Genomic DNA, 17,206 nt, shown 5'->3' with positions numbered 1-17,206 from the left:
GGTGAAAGGAACCGGCGGAAGAGACCTCCGGTTAGTTGCTGCTACGCGCTATCCGGAGGTAAGTGCTGTGATGACCGTTCCCTTGTGGTTGTGGATCGCCACGGTCGGTGGCCTGCTGGCCCTGATCGCCCTCGATCTCGTGATCGTCGACCACAAGCCCCACGCGATCAAACCGGCCGAGGCCGCGCGCTGGGTGATCTTCTACATCGCCTGCGCCGTCGCGTTCGGCATCGGCATCTGGGTGTTCGCCGGGCACGATCCCGGCGTCGAGTTCTTCACCGGGTACATCACCGAGTACTCGCTGAGCGTCGACAACCTGTTCATCTTCATGATCATCATGGCGTCGTTCAAGGTGCCGGCGATCCACCAGCACCGCGTGCTGCTCGTGGGCATCCTGCTCGCACTGGCCATGCGAAGCGTCTTCATCGCGGTGGGTGCCGCGCTGATCGCGCAGTTCGTGTGGATCTTCTTCCTCTTCGGGGCGGTGCTGATCTGGACCGCGATCAGCATGCTGCGCAAGAAGGACGAGGAAGAGGAGTACCACGAGAACGCCGTGACCCGGTTCGTGCGCAAGATCTTCCCGGTCACCGACGACTTCCACGGCCACAAGTACACGGTCAAGGTCGACGGCAAGCGGATGATCACGCCGATGCTCGTGGTGATCGTCGCCATCGGCTCGGCCGACCTGCTGTTCGCGGTGGACTCGATCCCGGCCATCTTCGGGATCACCCAGGAGGCCTTCCTGGTCTTCTCGGCCAACGCGTTCGCGCTGATGGGCTTGCGCCAGCTGTACTTCCTGCTCGGCGGGCTCGTCGAGAAGCTGGTGTACCTGTCCTACGGCCTCGCGGTGATCCTCGCGTTCATCGGCGCGAAGCTGTTCGTGCACGCGCTGCACGAGTACCACGTGGCACCCGATTGGCTGGACATCAACAACTGGGTCTCCCTCGGTGTCATCGTGGTCGTGCTGGCGGTCACCACCGTGGCGAGCCTGGCCAAGGCGAAAAAGGACGAACGGGCTCACGTCCCGGCCGAATAAGTCTTTCGCTTTGCTAATGATCCGGTACGGTCGTCGGCATGCGACCTGCCGATATCGAAGCCCTCGTCGTTCCCGGCCGCCCCGCACTCCGGGGTGACCTGCTCCTGACCGCGGTCAAGCACCCCGACCTCGAGTCCGACGCCCACCGCAGCGCGCTGCGCCGGGTCGGGCTCGGGGGCGGGGAGACCTCCTGGACGCAGGGCCCGCACGACGCGGCCCCGGCGATCTCGCCCGACGGGCGCTGGGTCGCGTTCCTGCGAGCCGGGGACGGCGAAGGCGCCGACGGCAGCCCGCAGGTGCACGTGATGCCGGCCGCGGGCGGCGAGGCCAAGCGGCTCACCTCACTGCACCTGGGCGCCGACGGGCCGGTGTGGGCGCCGGACTCGCGGCGCCTCGCGTTCACCGCGCGCCTGTCCGAAGCCGGCCGCTACGGCACCGAGGACGCGGACGGTCGCAAGCCCGAGCCGGCCGCGGAGGCGCCGCGCCGGATCACGCGCTTCGACTATCGCATCGACGACATCGGCTTCCTGCGCGACCGCATGAAGCGCCTGTTCGTGCTCGATGCCGTCGCCGCTCTCGACGCCGAGCAGTTGCCCGAGCTCGAGCCGATCTCGCCGAACGACTACGACGTCGACCAGCCCGCGTGGACACCCGACGGTGAGCGCGTGGTCGTGGTCGTGCCGCAGGACTTCGACCGGGTGGAGACCCACTACAGCGACCTGGTCGCGTTCCCGGCCGGCGGCGGCGCGCCCGAGGTGGTCGTGGCGTGCCACGGCTACGCGGATCAGCCCGTGTTCGCGCCCGACGGCACCCTGTTCTTCTACGGCCAGTCCTACGAGGACGGTCAGCGCGTGGCCTGCAACACCGGCCTGTACGCCGCGACGATCGGTACCGGCGGGCCCGCGAAGGCGCGCCGCCTCACCGACATCGAGACCGTCGACGTCGAGAACGGCTCCGGTCCCGCCGTGCCGGTGAACGGCGAGGTGCTCGTGGCGGTGCGCAACCGCGGCGCCGTGGAGCTGCGCGCCGTGCCGGCGACGGCGGACAGTGCCGTGCTCGACGACCTGCGCGTGCTGCACGACGGCCACGTGGTGGTGCGCGGCTTCGCCGCCGACGGCGACACGATCGTCGCGGTGGTGGCGACGCCGGAGACCTCCGGTGACGTGGTCGTGCTCGACACCGCCGGCCCGCGTGTGCTCACCGACTACTCGAAGGCGTTGCGGGACAAGGGGTTGCGGCCGGTCGAGGAGCTCACCACGACCTCGCCCGACGGCTACCCGGTGCACGGCTGGCTCGTGGTGCCCGAGGGCGAGGGCCCGCACCCGGTGCTGCGGGTCGTGCACGGCGGGCCGTTCGCGCAGCAGGACTGGGCGGTGTTCGACGAGGCCCAGGTGTACGCGGCGGCCGGCTACGCCGTGGTGCTCGGCAACCCGCGTGGTTCGGCAGGCTACGGGCAGAGCCACGGGCGCGCGATCACCTTCGGCTTCGGCACGGTCGACGTCGACGACGTGCTCGCGCTGCTGGACAAGGCGCTGGAACGGCCCGACCTCGACTCCTCGCGCGTCGGGATCATGGGCGGTTCCTACGGCGGGTTCATGACGAGCTGGGTCGCCTCGCACCACCCGGAGCGGTTCAAGGCGGCGTGGAGCGAGCGCGCGGTGAACGCGTGGGACTCGATGGTCGGCAGCTCCGACATCGGCTACTTCTTCGTCGACGACTACATCGGCACCGACCCCGAGGTGCTGCGCGACCGCAGCCCGCTGACCTACGCGGCCGACATCCGCATCCCGTTCGCGGTGGTGCACTCCGAGCAGGACTGGCGCTGCCCGCTGGAGCAGGCGCAGCGCATGTTCGTGGCGCTGCGGCGCGCGGGTGCCGACGCGGAGTTCCTGCTGTTCCCGGGCGAGGGCCACGAGCTTTCGCGCTCGGGCCGGCCGCGCCACCGCGTGCAGCGGTTCGACGCGGTGCTGGAGTGGTGGTCGCGCCACCTGGCGTGACGAGCGGAGCTCAGTTGAGGAGCGTGTAGTTCAGCTCTTCGCAGACCCGCCCGAGCGGGACGTCGAGCCCCGGATGATCCAGCGGCAGCAGGACATCCGGGGCGATCGGCAGCCCGGTGCCCGCCGGCGGGTCCCACAGGCACACGGCCGGGTCGCCGGAGTCCATCGACGAGCGGTACCAGAGGCCGTCGAGGTCGGGCAGCGCCACGCGGATCGCGCGCGCCCAGGCCTGCGTGATCTTCTTGGGCCCGCTGGAGATCTCCTGCGACGCGCCCACGCGCGTGGGCCACAGGCCGGTGAGGTCGAGCAGCCGCAGCGGACGTGTCGGGCGCACCACCACGAGCCGCGGCCCGCGGGTCTTGCGGTCGACGGTGGAGCTCGTCTGGAACACCTCGGCCACGCTCGTGCGCACGGTGAGGCCGAAGTAGAGCACGCCGTTGGCCTGGTCGGTCACCGGCTGGCCGCCGCGGCCGGGCGGCTGCTGGTCGAAGCGGCCGTGGGGGAGCGGGCCGGTGTAGCGGAACGAGTTCCACTGCTGCGGGTGGTTGCCGTGCGCGGTGAAGATGCGGACCAGCCTGGTCTCGGGCTGGATCGACACCACGTCGTGGGCGCGGTCCAGCTCCTTGACCAGCACGGATCGCGCGGGCGGCAGGGGGAGCCGGGCCATGCGTCGGGGGTCGTCCGTCCTGTGTCGGTGATCTTGGTCGTCGGGCTCAGCCTAGAACGGCGAGCCGAGCGTGGCGACGAGGCGCGCGACCTGCTCGGGATCACCACCCGAGAGGAGCCACTGCCGGGGCGTGGCGGGGCGGTCGCTGATCACCAGGTCGTCCTGCGGGGTGTTCATGAACGCAGCGACCACGAGCGCGGGCTGGTCGGCCGGCGCCGCGCGCAGCACCACCTCGAGGCCGGGCAGCACGCCGGAGCCGTTGAACTGCCAGGACGGCAGCCGCCAGCCCTGGTCCTTCCAGCCCGTGAGCCGGCCTTCCTTGAGGCGGTGGCGGATGCGGCTGTCGTCGATCTTCAGCGCCTTCGCGGCCTGGGTGACGGTGAGCGCCGAATCGGCGAGCACGGCGTGGGCGGCCACGGTGCGCGCGCGGAAGTCGGGCTCGTCGTCGCCCCGCGGCGTGAGGTCGAGCCCCACGTCGGCCAGCGCGGCCTGCTGGTCGGGCGAGAAGTAGTGCGACGGGTCGGGGTTCGGTGGCGACAGCCGGCGGGCCGCGTCCTCCACGAGCGTGAGGAACTCCGTGGCGTCGGCCTTGAGCCCCGCTTTGGCGAGCACGTTCTCCAGCGCGACTGACATGCGCCCAGACTAGCCTGCGTGTGCGGGTTCGTGCGGTTCATCACCGGATCTGTGGGTGAATTCACCAGAGATCGACACGCACCGCACAGAAACCGACACGAGGCGTAGGCGATTTCGGGTCAGTCTGCCCGGCGGGTGGTGGCGGTGTCCAGGCTTTCGTGCCCTTGACACTCCGCGACGGCGCCTTTACGTTCGATTGGTAATCGATTTCCCGCCTCGTGCTGTTGCGGGCTCCGGCGGCCTTCGGGTCACCGGTGCTGGGGGGACAGGGGGTGGGACGTGCCTGGTGGACCGGTACTGGCCGGCCCACCAGGCACGTCGTTTTTCCGGGGTCGATCGGGTGTCCGTCCGGGTTTCTCGCGCTGATTCGCAAGACGAGCGGAATCGCGTGCCGGAGAATTTCCGGAACTGGCGGTGAACCGCGTCAGCGGCGCGAGCTCTGCCGTTCGATCAGCCGGGCTTCCAGCGTCGTGGTGGTGGGGCGACGGGTGCCGTCGGTGATGCGGGCGAGCAGGAGCTGCGCGGCGACGCGGCCGACTTCGTAGGCGGGCTGAGCCACGACCGTGAGCGGCGGGTCGATCAGCGTGGTCCAGGGGGCGTCGTCGAAGGAGACGATGCCGACGTCGCGGCCCGGGCGCAGGCCGCGGCTCGTGAGGGCTTCCAGCACGCCGATGGTCATCGTGCTGTTGGCGACGAGCAGCGCGTCGGGCGGGTCGGGGAGCTCGAGCAGCTCGGTCGCGGCCACGCGGGCGCCCTCGGCGCGGTATTCGGCGCGGCGGAACACGGCGTTCTCCTCGCCGACGGCGTCGAGGTAACCGGCGAGGCGGTCGTCGGCCGTGCGGACGCCGGCGGGGCCGCTGAGGCAGCCGATGCGCCGGTAGCCGCCAGCCACGAGGTGGCGGGTGGCGTCGAGGGCGGCGCGGCGGGTGTCCACGAGGACCTGGTCACCGTCCGGGCCGCCGGTGAGCGGCCGGTCCACGGCGACCACGGGCGTGCCCTGGCGGCGCAGGCGGTCGACGTTGGTGGAGCGGCCGGTGGGGGAGAGTACGACGCCGGCGACGCGTTCCTGCAGTGCCACATCGATGTAGCGGCGTTCCTTGTCCTCGTTCTCGTCGGAGTTGCACAGCACCACCGAGTAGCCCGACACCTGCGCGAGGTCCTCGACCCCGCGCGCGATCGCCGTGAAGAACGGGTTCTCGACGTCGGAGATGATCAGCGCCAGCACGGCCGTCTCCTGGCGGCGCAGGTTCCGGGCCAGGCCGTTGGGGTGGTAGCCCAGCTCCTCGGCGGCCGCGACCACCCGCGCGGCGAGCTCGGGGTCCACAGTGGACTTGCCGTTGAGGGCCCGGGACACCGTGGCGGTGGAGACGCCGGCGCGCGCGGCGACGTCGCTGATCGTGGCCACCGTGACCTCCTCCGGCCGTGCTTGACACCCTCGTCCCCCGAAGAATAGCGTCCCGAGTAATCGTTTACCGTTCGCATCGGGGGAGGCACGGTGGATCCGGGCCTGCTGCTCGGCATCGACATCGGCACGGCCAGTTCCAAAGGCGTCCTGGTCGATGTCGACGGCACGATACTGGCGCGCGCCGCGCGCCCGCACACCACCTCCCGGCCGCGGCCCGGCTGGTTCGAGCACGACGCCGAAACGGTGTGGTGGGCCGACTTCACCGCGCTGGCCCGGACGTTGACAGAGGCGGCGGGCGACCGCCCGCTCGCCGGGCTGGCCGTGAGCGGCATCGGGCCGGTGCTGCTGCCGGCCGACGCGGCGGGCCGGCCCCTGCGCCCCGCGATCCTCTACGGCGTGGACACGCGCGCGGCCGACGAGATCGCCGAGCTGACCGCGTCGCTGGGCGCGGAGTCCATTGTGGAGCGCAGCGGCAGCGCGCTGTCGAGCCAGGCCGTGGGGCCGAAGTGGCGCTGGCTGTTCCGGCACGAGCCGGAGGTGGCCGAGCGAGCCGAGCTGTTCCTCATGGCGAGCTCGTACCTCGTGCTGCGGCTGACCGACGAGTACGTGCTCGACCACCACTCGGCGAGCCAGTGCGACCCGATGTACGACCTGCGCGCCGGCGCCTGGGCCGAGGACTGGTTCCGGCTGGTCGCACCGGGCGTCGAGCTGCCGCGGCTGGCGTGGCCGACCGAGGTCGTCGGCACGGTCACCGCCGCCGCGGCCGCGCAAACCGGCCTGCCCGCCGGGCTGCCCGTCACCTGCGGCACGGTCGACGCGTGGGCCGAGGCCGCGAGCGCCGGCGTGCGCGCACCCGGCGACACGATGCTCATGTACGGCACCACGATGTTCCTCGTGCAGACCGCCGCCGAGCCGCACCCGGTACCGGGCCTGTGGGCCACACGCGGCGCGTTCCCGGGCACCTACTCGCTGGCCGCGGGCATGGCCACGTCCGGCGCCATCACGGACTGGCTGCGCGACCTCGTCGGCGGCGAGTTCGCCGACCTCGTGCGCGAGGCGGGCGAGGTGCCCGCCGGCAGCCGCGGGCTGCTGATGCTGCCCTACTTCGCCGGCGAACGGACCCCGGTGCCGGATCCGGCCGCCCGCGGCGTGATCGCCGGCCTCACGCTGTCCCACACGCGGGCCGACCTCTACCGCGCCGCCCTGGAAGCCACGGCCCACGGCGTGCGCCACAACCTCTCGGCCATGGGCCCCGCTTCGGCTCGCCGACTCGTCGCCGTCGGCGGTGGCACCCAGGGTCGCGTGTGGACACAGATCGTGAGCGACGTGACGCGCGCTTCGCAGCACGTGCCCACGGAGACGATCGGCGCCTCGTTCGGCGACGCGCTGCTCGCCGCGTTCGCCGTGGGGCTCGAGCCGGACATCGACACGTGGAACCCCGTCGCCACCGTCGTGCACCCCGACCCCGCGCGTGCGGACCTCTACGACGAGTTCCACGCGCAGTACCGCGCCCTGTACCCCGCGACGGTGGACATCGCGCATTTCCTCGCCGCGCAGCAGGAGCGGGCGGCTCAGGAGAAGTAGGTGCTCGCGGTGAGGCCGGTCAGGGCGCGGCAGTCGCGCGACAGGTGGGCCTGGTCGGCGTAGCCGGCGCGCGCGGCGAGAGTGGCCAGCCCGGGTGCGCGCGGGGCGAGGGCGATGGCGCGCTGCAGCCGAAGCACGCGCAGGTACGTCGCGGGTCCGTAGCCGACCGCGACGGTGAACCGGCGGCGCAGCTGGCGTTCGCTGACGGCCGCGGGTGGGGTGCCGACGCGGGCCGGGGCGGTGTGGAGGTGGTCGAGCAGTTCGGCGACGGTCTCGTCGGGGCGGGCTTCGGCGGTGGCGGTGGACACGACGTCGGTGAGGGTGCGGGTGCCGCTGAGGACGGCGTCGGTGAGGAGCGCGCCACGGTGACCCCACAGGTCGGCCAGGGGCAGGCGCAGGTCGCGGAGCTCGTCGGCGGCCACGCCGAGCACAGCGGGCGCCGCGCCGGGGTGGAAGCGCAGGCCGCGCAGGGCCACGCCGGGTGGGGTGAGCGACGACCAGGCCGCGGTGTCCGGGCCCGCCACGAACACCACGCCGTCGCCGGCGACGAGGTCGACGCAGCCGTCGGGCACGATCCGCTTCGGGCCCGTCGAGATCGACTGCCACAGGCAGCGGACCACGGCGCGCACCGGCTCGGGCGCGACCGACTCCGTGTACACGCCCCGATCATCCCCTCCGGGTACGACAGAACGCGACCCATGGCCCCGACCGCCACGTCGGCCTGGGTGCACTGGAGGCCGCTGTCGGTGTGGCCGAAGGTTCGCCGACGGCCGCCGCGTGCGCAGGACGTGTCACCCCGCCGAACACCCGGGCGAGCCGGCGCCGGCGGCCGAGAGCGACGAGGTGGCCTGGCCGGATTCAGCCGTCGCCGACACCGCTGCGTGCCCGCACACCGGGCAACGCGTGCTGCGGATGCGGGCCGACCAGGGGATCGCGGACTGACTCTGCGTGACCAGTTATCACGACACTGTTATCGGCATCGTCCGTGGTGACCACACCGGCCAGCGGCACCAGGGGCACCCGAAAGGGTGATGTTTCACCAACTTTGCGCGGTTGGCTAACGCCGCGTGACGTTCCGACGAGAAGCAAGCATCGTACTCGTTGGAAGTGCGCTCGAACGAGAGAAGACCTCTCCATGAGTGTTCCTGCCGCGACCCCTCCGGCATCGCCGCCGGCTGCGGGTGGTCCGGGCCGGCTCAAGCCGCTCGGCAGCGTGGTCGTCGTGGTCGGCGTGATCGCCGTCGCGATCGCTGTGGCCTCGTACGTCACGCCCAAGGCGGCGCCGACGGCCGGTGAACCCGGTCAGATGTCCCCGACGGAGGTCGCGCAGGCCGAGCCCGTGGCCGTGCAGAACGTGACCCGCACCATCGTCTACTCCCTCGACGGCACCGGCGGCGCCCGCAACCTCACCTACGTCACGGCCGGCGCCGGCCTCGAGCAGCAGGCCGAGGTCACCACGCCGTGGTCGGCCACCGTCGAGCGCACCGCGCCGGCGGGGGAGGCCGAGTTCGCCAGCCTCGCCGTGCAGAGCGCCGGTCCGGGCGGGCTGACCTGTCGCATCACCGTGGACGGCACCGTGGTCGCCGAGAAGTCCGTGTCCGGGGAGGGCGCGCAGCTGAGCTGCTCGGCGTGAGCGTCGCGCGGACCGAGTAGGCCCGCGTTCACGCAACGGACCGCAAGCACCGCCACCGAGACCGTCACCGAGACCGTCACTGGGGCAGGATCGCCCTCGTGAACGGTGTGATCGGGTTCGGGCCCGCGCTGGTGATCGTGCTGGCGGTGCTGACGCTCGCGGGCGCCGGCGTGATGCGCTTCGGCGGCCTCGGCCAAGGCCGCGCCGTGCTGCTGGCCGCCGTCCGCGCGGTCGCCCAGCTCGCGCTCGTCTCCGTGGTGATCACGGTGATCCTGCGGTCCGGCTGGCTCACCGGGCTGTTCGTGCTGCTGATGTTCGCGATCGCCGTGCTCACGTCGGCCTCGCGCATCGGGGTGCCCCGCCGCGTCGGGTGGGTCGCGCTGGCGCTGGGCTCCGGTGTCGCGCCCGTGCTCGCCCTCGTGCTGGCCTCGGGCGTGGTCCCGCCGAAGCCGATCACCGTCGTGCCCATCGCCGGCATCGTGATCGGCGGCACGATGACCGCCACCTCGCAGGCGGCGCGGCGCGCGCTCGACGAGCTGGCGCAGCGCCACGGCGAGTACGAAGCCGCGCTGGCGCTGGGTTTTCTGCCCCGCCTGGCGGCGCTGGAGATCTGCCGCCCGAGCGCCGGGCAGGCGTTGATCCCGGCGCTCGACCAGACGCGCACGGTGGGCCTCGTGACGTTGCCGGGCGCGTACGTGGGGCTCCTGCTGGGCGGCGCGGGCCCGATCCAGGCCGGCATCGCCCAGGCCCTCGTGCTGATCGGGTTGCTGGCCGCCGAATCGGTGGCCGTGCTCACGACGGTGCAGCTCGTCGCGGCGGGATTCATCCGCCGCGACGAACCGGGACGCCGCCGGTGGAGCTGGACGTGGCCGCGTCAGCCGAGCGGGGCCACCAGGTGAGCGGTGTCGTTGAACCGCCGCACGAGCCACCGGTCCTCGTGCACCACGAGGTGGGAGATGGATCCGTTGTCGGCGCCCAGGAACGCGAAGCGGTCGACCGCGCGGCTCGCCTGCGCGAGCACCTCGCCGATCACGCCGCCGTGGGTGAACACCGCGACGCGGCGGTCGGGGTTCGCCGCGGCGATCCGGGTGAGCGCGTCGCGGACGCGGGTGCCGAACGCCTCGTCGGACTCCGCGCCCGGGATCACTTCCCAGCGCTGCTCGGCCCAGAGCCGGTCGACGATCGGGTGGCCCTCGGTGGTGTACTGCCGGAAGAGTCCGTTTTCCCAGTCACCCAGGTGGATTTCGCGCAGTTCCGGCACGACCTCGGGGGTGAGGCCGAGCTTCTCGGCGAGCGGCGCGGCGGTCTGCACCGTGCGCCGCAGTGTGGTCACGTAGAGCGCGTCGAGGCGCTCGTTCGCGAGCCGTTCGCCCACGCGCAGGGCGTGGTCGCGGCCTTCGGGCGCGAGGTCGGGGTCGGCCTGGCCGTCGACGAGGTCGAACGGTGCGCTGATCCGCGCCGGTGCGGATTCTCCGTGGCGCACCAGGAAGATCTCGGTCGCCCCGGGCGGTGGGGTGAACCGGTGCTGGCGGTATTCGACTTCCTGCTCGGGCGTGCTCATGGCCCCGACCCTAGCGGCCCCGGGCACCCCGCCGGTGGCGTCAGCCCAACTGCTTGTCGACGAAACACCAACGCCACGTCTCACCCGGTTCGAAGCTGCGCATCACCGGGTGGCGCTCGTCGTGGAAGTGCAGCGTCGCGTGCTTGCGCGGGGAGGAATCGCAGCAGGCGACGTTGCCGCACTTGAGGCACTTGCGCAGGTGCACCCACGTGGTGCCTTCGGCGATGCAGGCCAGGCACACGTCCTGCGAGCTCGGTTCGATCTCGCGCCAGGGGTGCGCGAGGTGCTTGCACGAACGCGCCGTGACCGCGGGCGTGCTCAGCTCGCGCTCGACCTCCAGCGCCGCTTCCTCGGTGCGGTCGAGCATCGACTCCTCGATGTCGAGCCGGGCCAGCACTCGGCGCAGCACGGTGTCGTCGGCCGTGCCGTTGTCGCGCGCCAGCAGGAACTGCTCGCGGTCCACCTCCATCAGCTGCAGGCGCAGCCGCCGGTAGGCGTCACTCGGGGTCTCGGCCAGTGCGCTCTGGCGGCCGAGCTGCTCCCACGCCGAGTTGGCGCGGTAGGTGAGCCGGTCGCGCAGCCGTTCGAGGATCTCCGGCGGGTCGTCCGGGGTGGTGATCTCGTCGAGCTTCGCGAGTGCGGCCCGGGTCATGTCGTTGACCACGGCGGCTTCCTGCAGCGCGTCCTCGGCCGGGTCGGGGCGCGGCAGGCGCAGGCGCCGGATCAGCGGCGGCAGGGTCATGCCCTGCACCACGAGCGTGCCGGCCACGACCACGAACGCGGCCAGCACCAGCACGGCGCGCTGCGGTGTGTCGGCCGGCAGCACGAACGCCGCGGCCAGCGTGACCACGCCGCGCATACCCGCCCACGCGATCACCGTGGAGTAGCGCCACGGCCAGATCTTCGCCTTCGTGGTGAACCGTGCGGTGATGCGCTTGTACACGCCGATGCCGACCAGCCAGGCCACGCGCGTGAGGATCACCGTGCCCAGCACCGCGGCGCAGATCCCCACCAGCAGCCACACCGAAAGGCCGGTCTGGGACACGTCGATGAGGATCCCGCGCAGCTGCAGGCCGATGAGCAGGAAGACCATGTTCTCCAGCAGGAACTGCACCGTCTGCCAGTTGAGCCGCGACGCCAGCCGCGTGGAGCCCGAAAGGATGCGCGGCGATTCGTGGCCCAGCATCAGGCCGCACACCACCACGGCCAGCACGCCCGAGCCGTGGGCGACCTCGGCCACCAGGTAGGCGACGAACGGCACCGCGAACGAGATGGCCGTGTCCGTGACCGGCTCCTCCAGCCGCTTGCGCAGCTGCGTCGCGATCACGCCGATGAGCAGGCCCACCACCACGCCGCCGACCGCCGCGAGCAGGAAGTCGAGGCCGACCTGCCACAGGCTGATCGAGCCGGCGACGGCCGCGATCGCCGTGCGCAGCGTGACCAGCGCGGCCGCGTCGTTGAAGAGGCTCTCGCCTTCGAGCAGCCGGACGAGCTTGCGCGGCATCCCGACCCGGCGCGCGACCACGCTCGCGGCCACCGCGTCGGGCGGAGCGACCACGGCGCCGAGCGCGATGCCCGCGGCCAGTGGCAGGCCCGGCACCACGGCCCAGGCGACCACACCGACCCCGAACGCGGTGAACACGACCAGGCCGATCGACAGCGTGAGGATCGGCCCGCGCAGCTTGTTGAACGCGACCAGCGACGTCTGGATCGACGCCGAGTACAGCAGCGGGGGCAGCAGCCCGATCAGCACGACCTCGGGGTCGAGGTGGAAATCGGGCATGGCGGGCACGAACGACGCCGCGACGCCGACCGCCACCAGGCACAGGGGTGCCGACCAGTCCAGCCGTCGCGCGATGACCGTGACGACGATTACCGTCACGACCAGGGCCACCAATTCCGCCGCGATGTGCACGGGGTAATCATGACCCGAAGCCGCGCGGGCGTGCTCGCGGGACACGAAACGAGGTCCAGGCGATCACTAAGCTGGTCTTCGTGGCCGATCCGGGGAACGCCGATTTCAGAAACATCGTGGACACGCGTGCCGGTTCGGTGCGTGGCGAAGTGCGCGAAGGAGTGGGCCGGTTCCTGGGCGTGCCGTACGCCGAGCCGCCGGTGGGCGAGCTGCGGTTCCGGCCGCCGCGGCCGGTCGCGAGGTGGGCCGGTGTCCGCGACGCGACGCGGTTCGCCTCGCGCGCCCCGCAGCCGGAGGTGACCGGGCGCGGCTTCACCGGCGAGGAGGACTGCCTCCACGTGAACGTGTACGCGCCGGCCTCGCCCGGGCCGCACCCGGTGCTGGTGTGGATCCACGGCGGGGGCGGCGTGATGGGTTCGCCGCACCAGTTCGACGCGTCGGCGTACGCGCGCCGCGGTGTCGTGGTGGTCACCGTCGGCTATCGCCTCGGGGTGCTCGGCATGCTGCGGCTGCCCGGCGTCTCCGAGGGCAATCTCTCGCTCCACGACCAGGTGCTGGCGCTGGGGTGGGTGCGCGACAACGCGGCCGCGTTCGGCGGCGACCCGGAGCGGATCACGCTGGCCGGGCAGTCGAACGGCGGGCGCACGGTCGGCACGATCCTGGCCGTGCCGCGGGCGCGCGGGCTCTTCCACCAGGCGATCGTGCAGAGCGGCACCGGCGTCGGCTCGGTCGTGCACACGCCGGCCGAGGGCGAGGCCGTGGCGGCGGCGGTGCTGGCCGATCTCGGCGTGGCCCCGGCCGAGCTCGCCACGCTGCCGGTGGAGCGGATTCTCGCGGCGCAGCAACGGGTCGCGGCCGCTTCGGGCAAGCTGGTGACCTACCGCGTGATCGTGGACGGCGACCTGCTGCCCGCGTATCCCGGCGCCGCGGTCGCCGACGGCGCGGCCCGCCACGTCCGCCTGCTGATCGGCACGACGGCCGACGAGCAGGACCTGTTCTCCTGGCTGCAGACCGGCAGCGCGAAGCTGCTCGGCACCGGCTCCACGATGCTCGACGACCAGGCCATCACCGCCGGCATCGCCGCCTACCGCGAGCTGCTGCCCGGCTGGCCCGAGGACCAGTTGCGCAACCGCGTGCGCACGGCGGGGGACTGGTGGCTGCCCGCGATCCGCCTGGCGGAATCGCAGCACGCCGCGAGCGGCACCGCGTGGATGTACCGCCTGGACTGGCGGATCGCGCCCCGCGGCAAGGGTCTCGGCGCCGTGCACGGTCTCGACCTGCCGTTCGTGTTCGACGACATCGGCAACAAGAACTGGCGCTTCCTCTTCGCCCTCGCCAAACCCGCCCCGGCGCGATTGCAGGCCATGGCGACGCAGATGTTCGACACGTGGGTGCGCTTCATCTCCGACGGCGACCCGGGCTGGGGGATGTACGAACCGTTCGCGCGCACCACGCGGCTGTTCGACGACGTGAGCGAGACGGTGTCGGATCCGGACGGGGAGCAGCGGCGGTTGTGGGATGCGTTGTGAGGCCCCGGAGTTGAGGCGGAATCCGTGACCGGCCTTCGGGCGAGCGCGGTGGTCAGGCGGTGTTCGTCGGGCCCAGGCAGCAGCGGCGGTGAAGATTCGCGCTGAGCCTCAGAGTGCGTCGACGTAGAACCACTGGCCGGCTTCGCGGACGAAGCGGCTGTTCTCGTGCAGCGTGTCGTCGTGGCCGCCGGCGCGGTAGTGCGCGCGGAACTCGACGGTGCCCTCGTTCTGCAGCAGGCCGCCGCCGGTGCTGCCGAGGATGTCGAGGCCGGTCCACTGCTGGCGGTCGTCGAGGCGAAGGCGCTTCGGGCGGGTGTCGGGGTGCCAGGTGGTGAGCAGGTAGTCCGCGTCGGCGACGGCGAACGCGCTGTAGCGCGAGCGCATGAGCAGTTCCGCGGTGGGCGCGGTCTGGCGGCCGTCGTGGAAGCGGCCGCAACACGCGGCGTAGGGCTGGGGCAGGCCGCAGGGGCAGTGCTCAGCCGCGCGCACGCTTCACTCCGGCCTGGGCGGACTCCTGCGCGCCCTTCACGGCCAGCCGGTCGGCGCGCTCGTTTTCGGGCAGGCCGGCGTGGCCCTTGACCCACAGCCACTCGACCTCGTGGCGTTCGCCGGCGGTGTCGAGGCGCTGCCACAGGTCGGCGTTCTTCACGGGCTGCTTCGCCGCGGTCTGCCAGCCGTTTTTCTTCCAGCGGGGCATCCACTGCATCACGCCGTTGCGCACGTACGTGCTGTCGGTGTAGATCCGCACGACCGAGGGCCGCGTGAGGCTTTCCAGCGCGCGGATCGGCGCCATCAGCTCCATGCGGTTGTTGGTGGTCACGGTGTCCTCGCCGCCGTAGAGCTCGCGCTCGTGGCGGCCGTAGCGCAGGAAGGCGCCCCAGCCGCCCGGGCCGGGGTTGCCGCTGCACGCTCCGTCGGTGTAGATCTCCACGGCCTCTTCGCTCACGCAGCGACCCTACCGAGCGCGGCATCAGAAGTGACGGAGGCTCCGCCAGAGCGTCGACCACCCCGCCGTGGTCCCGGTGCACAGGGCGACGGGGGTGCCCTGCTCGTCGTTGTCGATGCCGGTGTCCTGCACGGCCACCTGCCGGCAGCCGGTGAACGCGCGCGCCGGCCGGTCGAACTCGCCCACCAGCAGCACGGCGCCGTCGAGGCGGTCGGGCGGCGGACCCCAGTCGCCGTAGGCGAGGTGGGCCGAGTACGCCGTGATGCCCGCGTGTTCGAGTGCGCCCGCTTCGCCGTAGTTGCTGGTGAAGATCACCGCCGTGGCCGGGTCGGGGACCTGCCGCCACGCGTCGGCGACCGTTGTGACGAACCCCGGCCAGCCGACCTGCTCGCCCTGCTCCTTGTTCAACGCCAGCACCGGCCCCAGCGCCTGCGTCGGCACCACCGGCAACCCGATCGCCAGCGACACCACGGCCCCCACCGCCGCGGCGACCAGCCACCACCGCCGCGCCTTGCGCCGCCCGAACCACTCCAGCGCCGGCTGCACCCCGGCCGCCGTGAGCAGCATGAGCAGCGGCAGCGAGTAGTACGGCTTCCCGCCCAGCGCGAGCAGGACCACGCACAGGATCGGGTAGGCGAGCGCCAGCGCCCGCAGCCGCGGCGTCTTCCACAGCCGCACCGCCCCGGCGATCCACACGGGCACCAGCACGGGTGACAGGTACGCGATCTGCAGCGGCACGAACATCAGCCGGTTGTCGTCGTCCCCGCTGATGTCCCCGGCGAACGTGAGCATCGGCCAGCCGTGGCCCGCCTCCCACACGAGCACCGGCGCCACGGCCGCGAGCGCGATCACCGCGCCCGCCGCGAGCCACCACGTCCGGAAGACCTTTCGCGGCCCCGTGATCCCCACCGCGACCGCGAGCGCGACCAGCAGCAACGGCACCAGCCACTTGTTCAGCAGCCCCACACCCGTCACCGCCCCGATGGCCAGCCACCACCGGCCGTCGCCCGACTTGAGCAGCTTCACCGTGAGCAGCCCGAGCACCGACCACACGAGCATGTCGATCGTCGTGGTGGACAGCATGTGCGACACCACGAGCACGTACCCGGACAACGCCGTGACCACGGCCGTCACGACCTGCGCCGCGTACCCACCCCCGAGCTCCCGCGCCACCAGCGCCAGCACGACCACCGTGGCCACCCCGGCGAGCGTCGCGACCACCCGCAGCCCCGCCGGCGTCTCCCCGAACAGCCCCGCCGCCACCCTCGCCAACGCCGGCGTCAACGGCGGCTGATCCACATACCCCCACGCCAGCCGCTTCCCGGCGGCCAGGAAGTAGAACTCGTCGCGGTGGAACCCGTACCCGCCGGACAACACCGTCAACACGGCGGCCTGCACCAGCACGACGATCCCCACCCCACCCCAGGCGAACGACGGCGTCCGCCGGTCGGTGGTCTCGGTCGCGGCTTCCCCCATGGCGCCCCCTCCCCGGAGAGCGGATGGTAGCCCGGCAGCGAGATCGACAGGGGGTGTCGTGTCCGACCCGAAATGTGCGGTTGGGTTGTCATCGTCCGGGTGGCAGGAGGAGTTCGATCTCGATGCCTTTGTCGGTCCGTTTGGTGAACGCTTCGCAGGTGACGGTGAGGCCTTGCGCGATCAGGGTGTGGACCTGGTCGCCGTAGCGTTCGGTCATCGCCCGCGTCACCTGGCCGACGCGCTCCCCACCGAGCCGGACCTCCAGTGCCTCCTCGCCGCGGTACTTCCCACTCGTGATCCGACAGAACCCGAGTGACGCGACCACCTCTCGGATCTCCTGACCGCGCGCCGGCGCGTACCGGGTCAGCACGTTTTGGTGCGCCTGCTCCTGCGTGACCGTGCACGACCAGTCGTTGCGCAGGAGCACCTCGACGCCGGCCCGCCGCGCGATGAACGGCTCGTCCATCCCGAGCGCGACCCGCAACGCCCGTGGGCGCGCCAAGTAGAGGTAGATGCCGTAGAACTTCTCCCCACCGCCCGCGATCCGCGCGGGACACGTCCCCACCAGGCCCTGCTGCCCGACGGCGAGCAGCGTCGGCTGGTACTCGGCGGCGAGGTCGCGGGGCAGGTAGCCGACCTTCAGGGGCCGCCCGGAATCCAGTACGTCAACGCGCACGGCCTGCCGATCCCACTTGTTCTCGGGTTCGGGCACGAGCACCGCCGTCACGGGCAGGTGTTCCTCGAGGTCATCGCCCGCGACTCGGCCTCGCGCGGCAGCGAGGAGCGCGGGTTGGTAGTGCGATTCGCCGGACACCGGAAGTCGC

General features: G+C 72.1%; 17 protein-coding genes. 7 read left to right on the top strand and 10 right to left on the bottom strand.

Annotated elements, in window-relative coordinates; translation table 11 throughout:
- Nucleotides 1–70 precede the first annotated feature (70 nt).
- Both VSH64_RS18155 and VSH64_RS18150 read left to right on the top strand, forming a co-directional pair.
- Complete coding sequence (locus tag VSH64_RS18155) at nucleotides 71–1,036, top strand: TerC family protein (RefSeq protein ID WP_326836797.1); 966 nt, start codon at nucleotides 71–73, stop codon at nucleotides 1,034–1,036.
- Between the two features lie 38 nt (nucleotides 1,037–1,074).
- Nucleotides 1,075–3,033, top strand: a complete 1,959-nt coding sequence (locus tag VSH64_RS18150; RefSeq protein ID WP_326836796.1) for a S9 family peptidase — start codon at nucleotides 1,075–1,077, stop codon at nucleotides 3,031–3,033.
- Between the two features lie 10 nt (nucleotides 3,034–3,043).
- On the opposite strand, the gene VSH64_RS18145 is transcribed toward VSH64_RS18150, so the two are convergent.
- From VSH64_RS18145 to VSH64_RS18135, 3 genes are all read right to left on the bottom strand, one after another.
- Nucleotides 3,044–3,700 carry an RES family NAD+ phosphorylase gene (locus tag VSH64_RS18145; RefSeq protein WP_326836795.1) on the bottom strand — a complete coding sequence of 219 codons (657 nt, stop codon included), beginning with the start codon at nucleotides 3,698–3,700 and terminating at the stop codon, nucleotides 3,044–3,046.
- A 51-nt stretch (nucleotides 3,701–3,751) separates the two neighbouring features.
- Nucleotides 3,752–4,333 carry a DNA-binding protein gene (locus tag VSH64_RS18140; protein ID WP_326836794.1) on the bottom strand — a complete coding sequence of 194 codons (582 nt, stop codon included), beginning with the start codon at nucleotides 4,331–4,333 and terminating at the stop codon, nucleotides 3,752–3,754.
- A gap of 424 nt (nucleotides 4,334–4,757) precedes the next feature.
- Entirely contained in the window at nucleotides 4,758–5,738 is a 981-nt protein-coding gene (locus VSH64_RS18135) for a LacI family DNA-binding transcriptional regulator (RefSeq protein ID WP_326836793.1), read from the bottom strand.
- 90 nt (nucleotides 5,739–5,828) lie between these two features.
- Here VSH64_RS18135 and VSH64_RS18130 point away from each other — a divergent pair, with 90 nt between their 5' ends.
- Entirely contained in the window at nucleotides 5,829–7,322 is a 1,494-nt protein-coding gene (locus VSH64_RS18130; protein WP_326836792.1) for an FGGY-family carbohydrate kinase, read from the top strand.
- Here VSH64_RS18130 and VSH64_RS18125 read toward each other — a convergent pair.
- On the bottom strand, nucleotides 7,310–7,981 hold the full coding sequence (locus tag VSH64_RS18125; RefSeq protein ID WP_326836791.1) for a helix-turn-helix domain-containing protein: 672 nt from the start codon (nucleotides 7,979–7,981) through the stop codon (nucleotides 7,310–7,312). The genes VSH64_RS18130 and VSH64_RS18125 overlap by 13 nt on opposite strands.
- A 118-nt stretch (nucleotides 7,982–8,099) precedes the next feature.
- Between VSH64_RS18125 and VSH64_RS18120 the strand changes: the two genes are divergently transcribed.
- The 3 genes from VSH64_RS18120 (at nucleotide 8,100) to VSH64_RS18110 (ending at nucleotide 9,854) form a co-directional block, all read left to right on the top strand.
- The gene (locus VSH64_RS18120) at nucleotides 8,100–8,264 is read left to right on the top strand and encodes an NUDIX hydrolase (RefSeq protein ID WP_326836790.1); all 165 of its coding nucleotides are present in this window, start codon (nucleotides 8,100–8,102) and stop codon (nucleotides 8,262–8,264) included.
- A gap of 193 nt (nucleotides 8,265–8,457) precedes the next feature.
- Nucleotides 8,458–8,955 (top strand): MmpS family transport accessory protein, encoded by a 498-nt coding sequence (locus VSH64_RS18115; RefSeq protein WP_326836789.1) that lies wholly within the window; start codon nucleotides 8,458–8,460, stop codon nucleotides 8,953–8,955.
- Nucleotides 8,956–9,053: 98 nt separating this feature from the next.
- Nucleotides 9,054–9,854 (top strand): ABC transporter permease, encoded by an 801-nt coding sequence (locus VSH64_RS18110; RefSeq protein ID WP_326836788.1) that lies wholly within the window; start codon nucleotides 9,054–9,056, stop codon nucleotides 9,852–9,854.
- On the opposite strand, the gene VSH64_RS18105 is transcribed toward VSH64_RS18110, so the two are convergent.
- Nucleotides 9,830–10,516, bottom strand: coding sequence for a histidine phosphatase family protein (locus VSH64_RS18105; protein WP_326836787.1), 687 nt, complete (start codon nucleotides 10,514–10,516; stop codon nucleotides 9,830–9,832). The genes VSH64_RS18110 and VSH64_RS18105 overlap by 25 nt on opposite strands.
- A 40-nt stretch (nucleotides 10,517–10,556) precedes the next feature.
- Nucleotides 10,557–12,431 (bottom strand): Na+/H+ antiporter, encoded by a 1,875-nt coding sequence (locus VSH64_RS18100; RefSeq protein ID WP_326836786.1) that lies wholly within the window; start codon nucleotides 12,429–12,431, stop codon nucleotides 10,557–10,559.
- 80 nt (nucleotides 12,432–12,511) lie between these two features.
- On the opposite strand from VSH64_RS18100, the gene VSH64_RS18095 reads away from it, so the two are divergent.
- A complete protein-coding gene (locus VSH64_RS18095) occupies nucleotides 12,512–13,960 on the top strand; it encodes a carboxylesterase/lipase family protein (protein ID WP_326836785.1) in 1,449 nt (482 codons plus the stop codon).
- 108 nt (nucleotides 13,961–14,068) lie between these two features.
- On the opposite strand, the gene VSH64_RS18090 is transcribed toward VSH64_RS18095, so the two are convergent.
- From VSH64_RS18090 to VSH64_RS18075, 4 genes are all read right to left on the bottom strand, one after another.
- Nucleotides 14,069–14,449 carry a YchJ family protein gene (locus tag VSH64_RS18090; RefSeq protein ID WP_326836784.1) on the bottom strand — a complete coding sequence of 127 codons (381 nt, stop codon included), beginning with the start codon at nucleotides 14,447–14,449 and terminating at the stop codon, nucleotides 14,069–14,071.
- Nucleotides 14,436–14,906, bottom strand: a complete 471-nt coding sequence (gene rnhA / locus VSH64_RS18085; RefSeq protein WP_326836783.1) for a ribonuclease HI — start codon at nucleotides 14,904–14,906, stop codon at nucleotides 14,436–14,438. The genes VSH64_RS18090 and rnhA overlap by 14 nt, the downstream gene beginning before the upstream one ends.
- A 24-nt stretch (nucleotides 14,907–14,930) precedes the next feature.
- A complete protein-coding gene (locus VSH64_RS18080) occupies nucleotides 14,931–16,382 on the bottom strand; it encodes a glycosyltransferase family 39 protein (RefSeq protein ID WP_326836782.1) in 1,452 nt (483 codons plus the stop codon).
- A gap of 88 nt (nucleotides 16,383–16,470) precedes the next feature.
- Complete coding sequence (locus tag VSH64_RS18075; protein WP_326836781.1) at nucleotides 16,471–17,109, bottom strand: HIRAN domain-containing protein; 639 nt, start codon at nucleotides 17,107–17,109, stop codon at nucleotides 16,471–16,473.
- Nucleotides 17,110–17,206 lie beyond the last annotated feature (97 nt).

This window comes from Amycolatopsis rhabdoformis (assembly GCF_035918295.1).
In the GTDB taxonomy this organism is placed as follows: Bacteria; Actinomycetota; Actinomycetes; order Mycobacteriales; family Pseudonocardiaceae; genus Amycolatopsis; species Amycolatopsis rhabdoformis.
This window is presented reverse-complemented; position numbering and strand designations above follow the sequence as displayed.

Excerpts from the sequence above, each read along its gene's own strand:
- VSH64_RS18105 (WP_326836787.1), bottom strand. The coding sequence starts at position 10,516 with ATGAGCACGCCCGAGCAGGAAGTCGAATACCGCCAGCACCGGTTCACC.
- VSH64_RS18145 (WP_326836795.1), bottom strand. The coding sequence starts at position 3,700 with ATGGCCCGGCTCCCCCTGCCGCCCGCGCGATCCGTGCTGGTCAAGGAG.
- VSH64_RS18115 (WP_326836789.1), top strand. The coding sequence starts at position 8,458 with ATGAGTGTTCCTGCCGCGACCCCTCCGGCATCGCCGCCGGCTGCGGGT.
- VSH64_RS18155 (WP_326836797.1), top strand. The coding sequence starts at position 71 with ATGACCGTTCCCTTGTGGTTGTGGATCGCCACGGTCGGTGGCCTGCTG.
- VSH64_RS18080 (WP_326836782.1), bottom strand. The coding sequence starts at position 16,382 with ATGGGGGAAGCCGCGACCGAGACCACCGACCGGCGGACGCCGTCGTTC.
- VSH64_RS18140 (WP_326836794.1), bottom strand. The coding sequence starts at position 4,333 with ATGTCAGTCGCGCTGGAGAACGTGCTCGCCAAAGCGGGGCTCAAGGCC.
- VSH64_RS18150 (WP_326836796.1), top strand. The coding sequence starts at position 1,075 with ATGCGACCTGCCGATATCGAAGCCCTCGTCGTTCCCGGCCGCCCCGCA.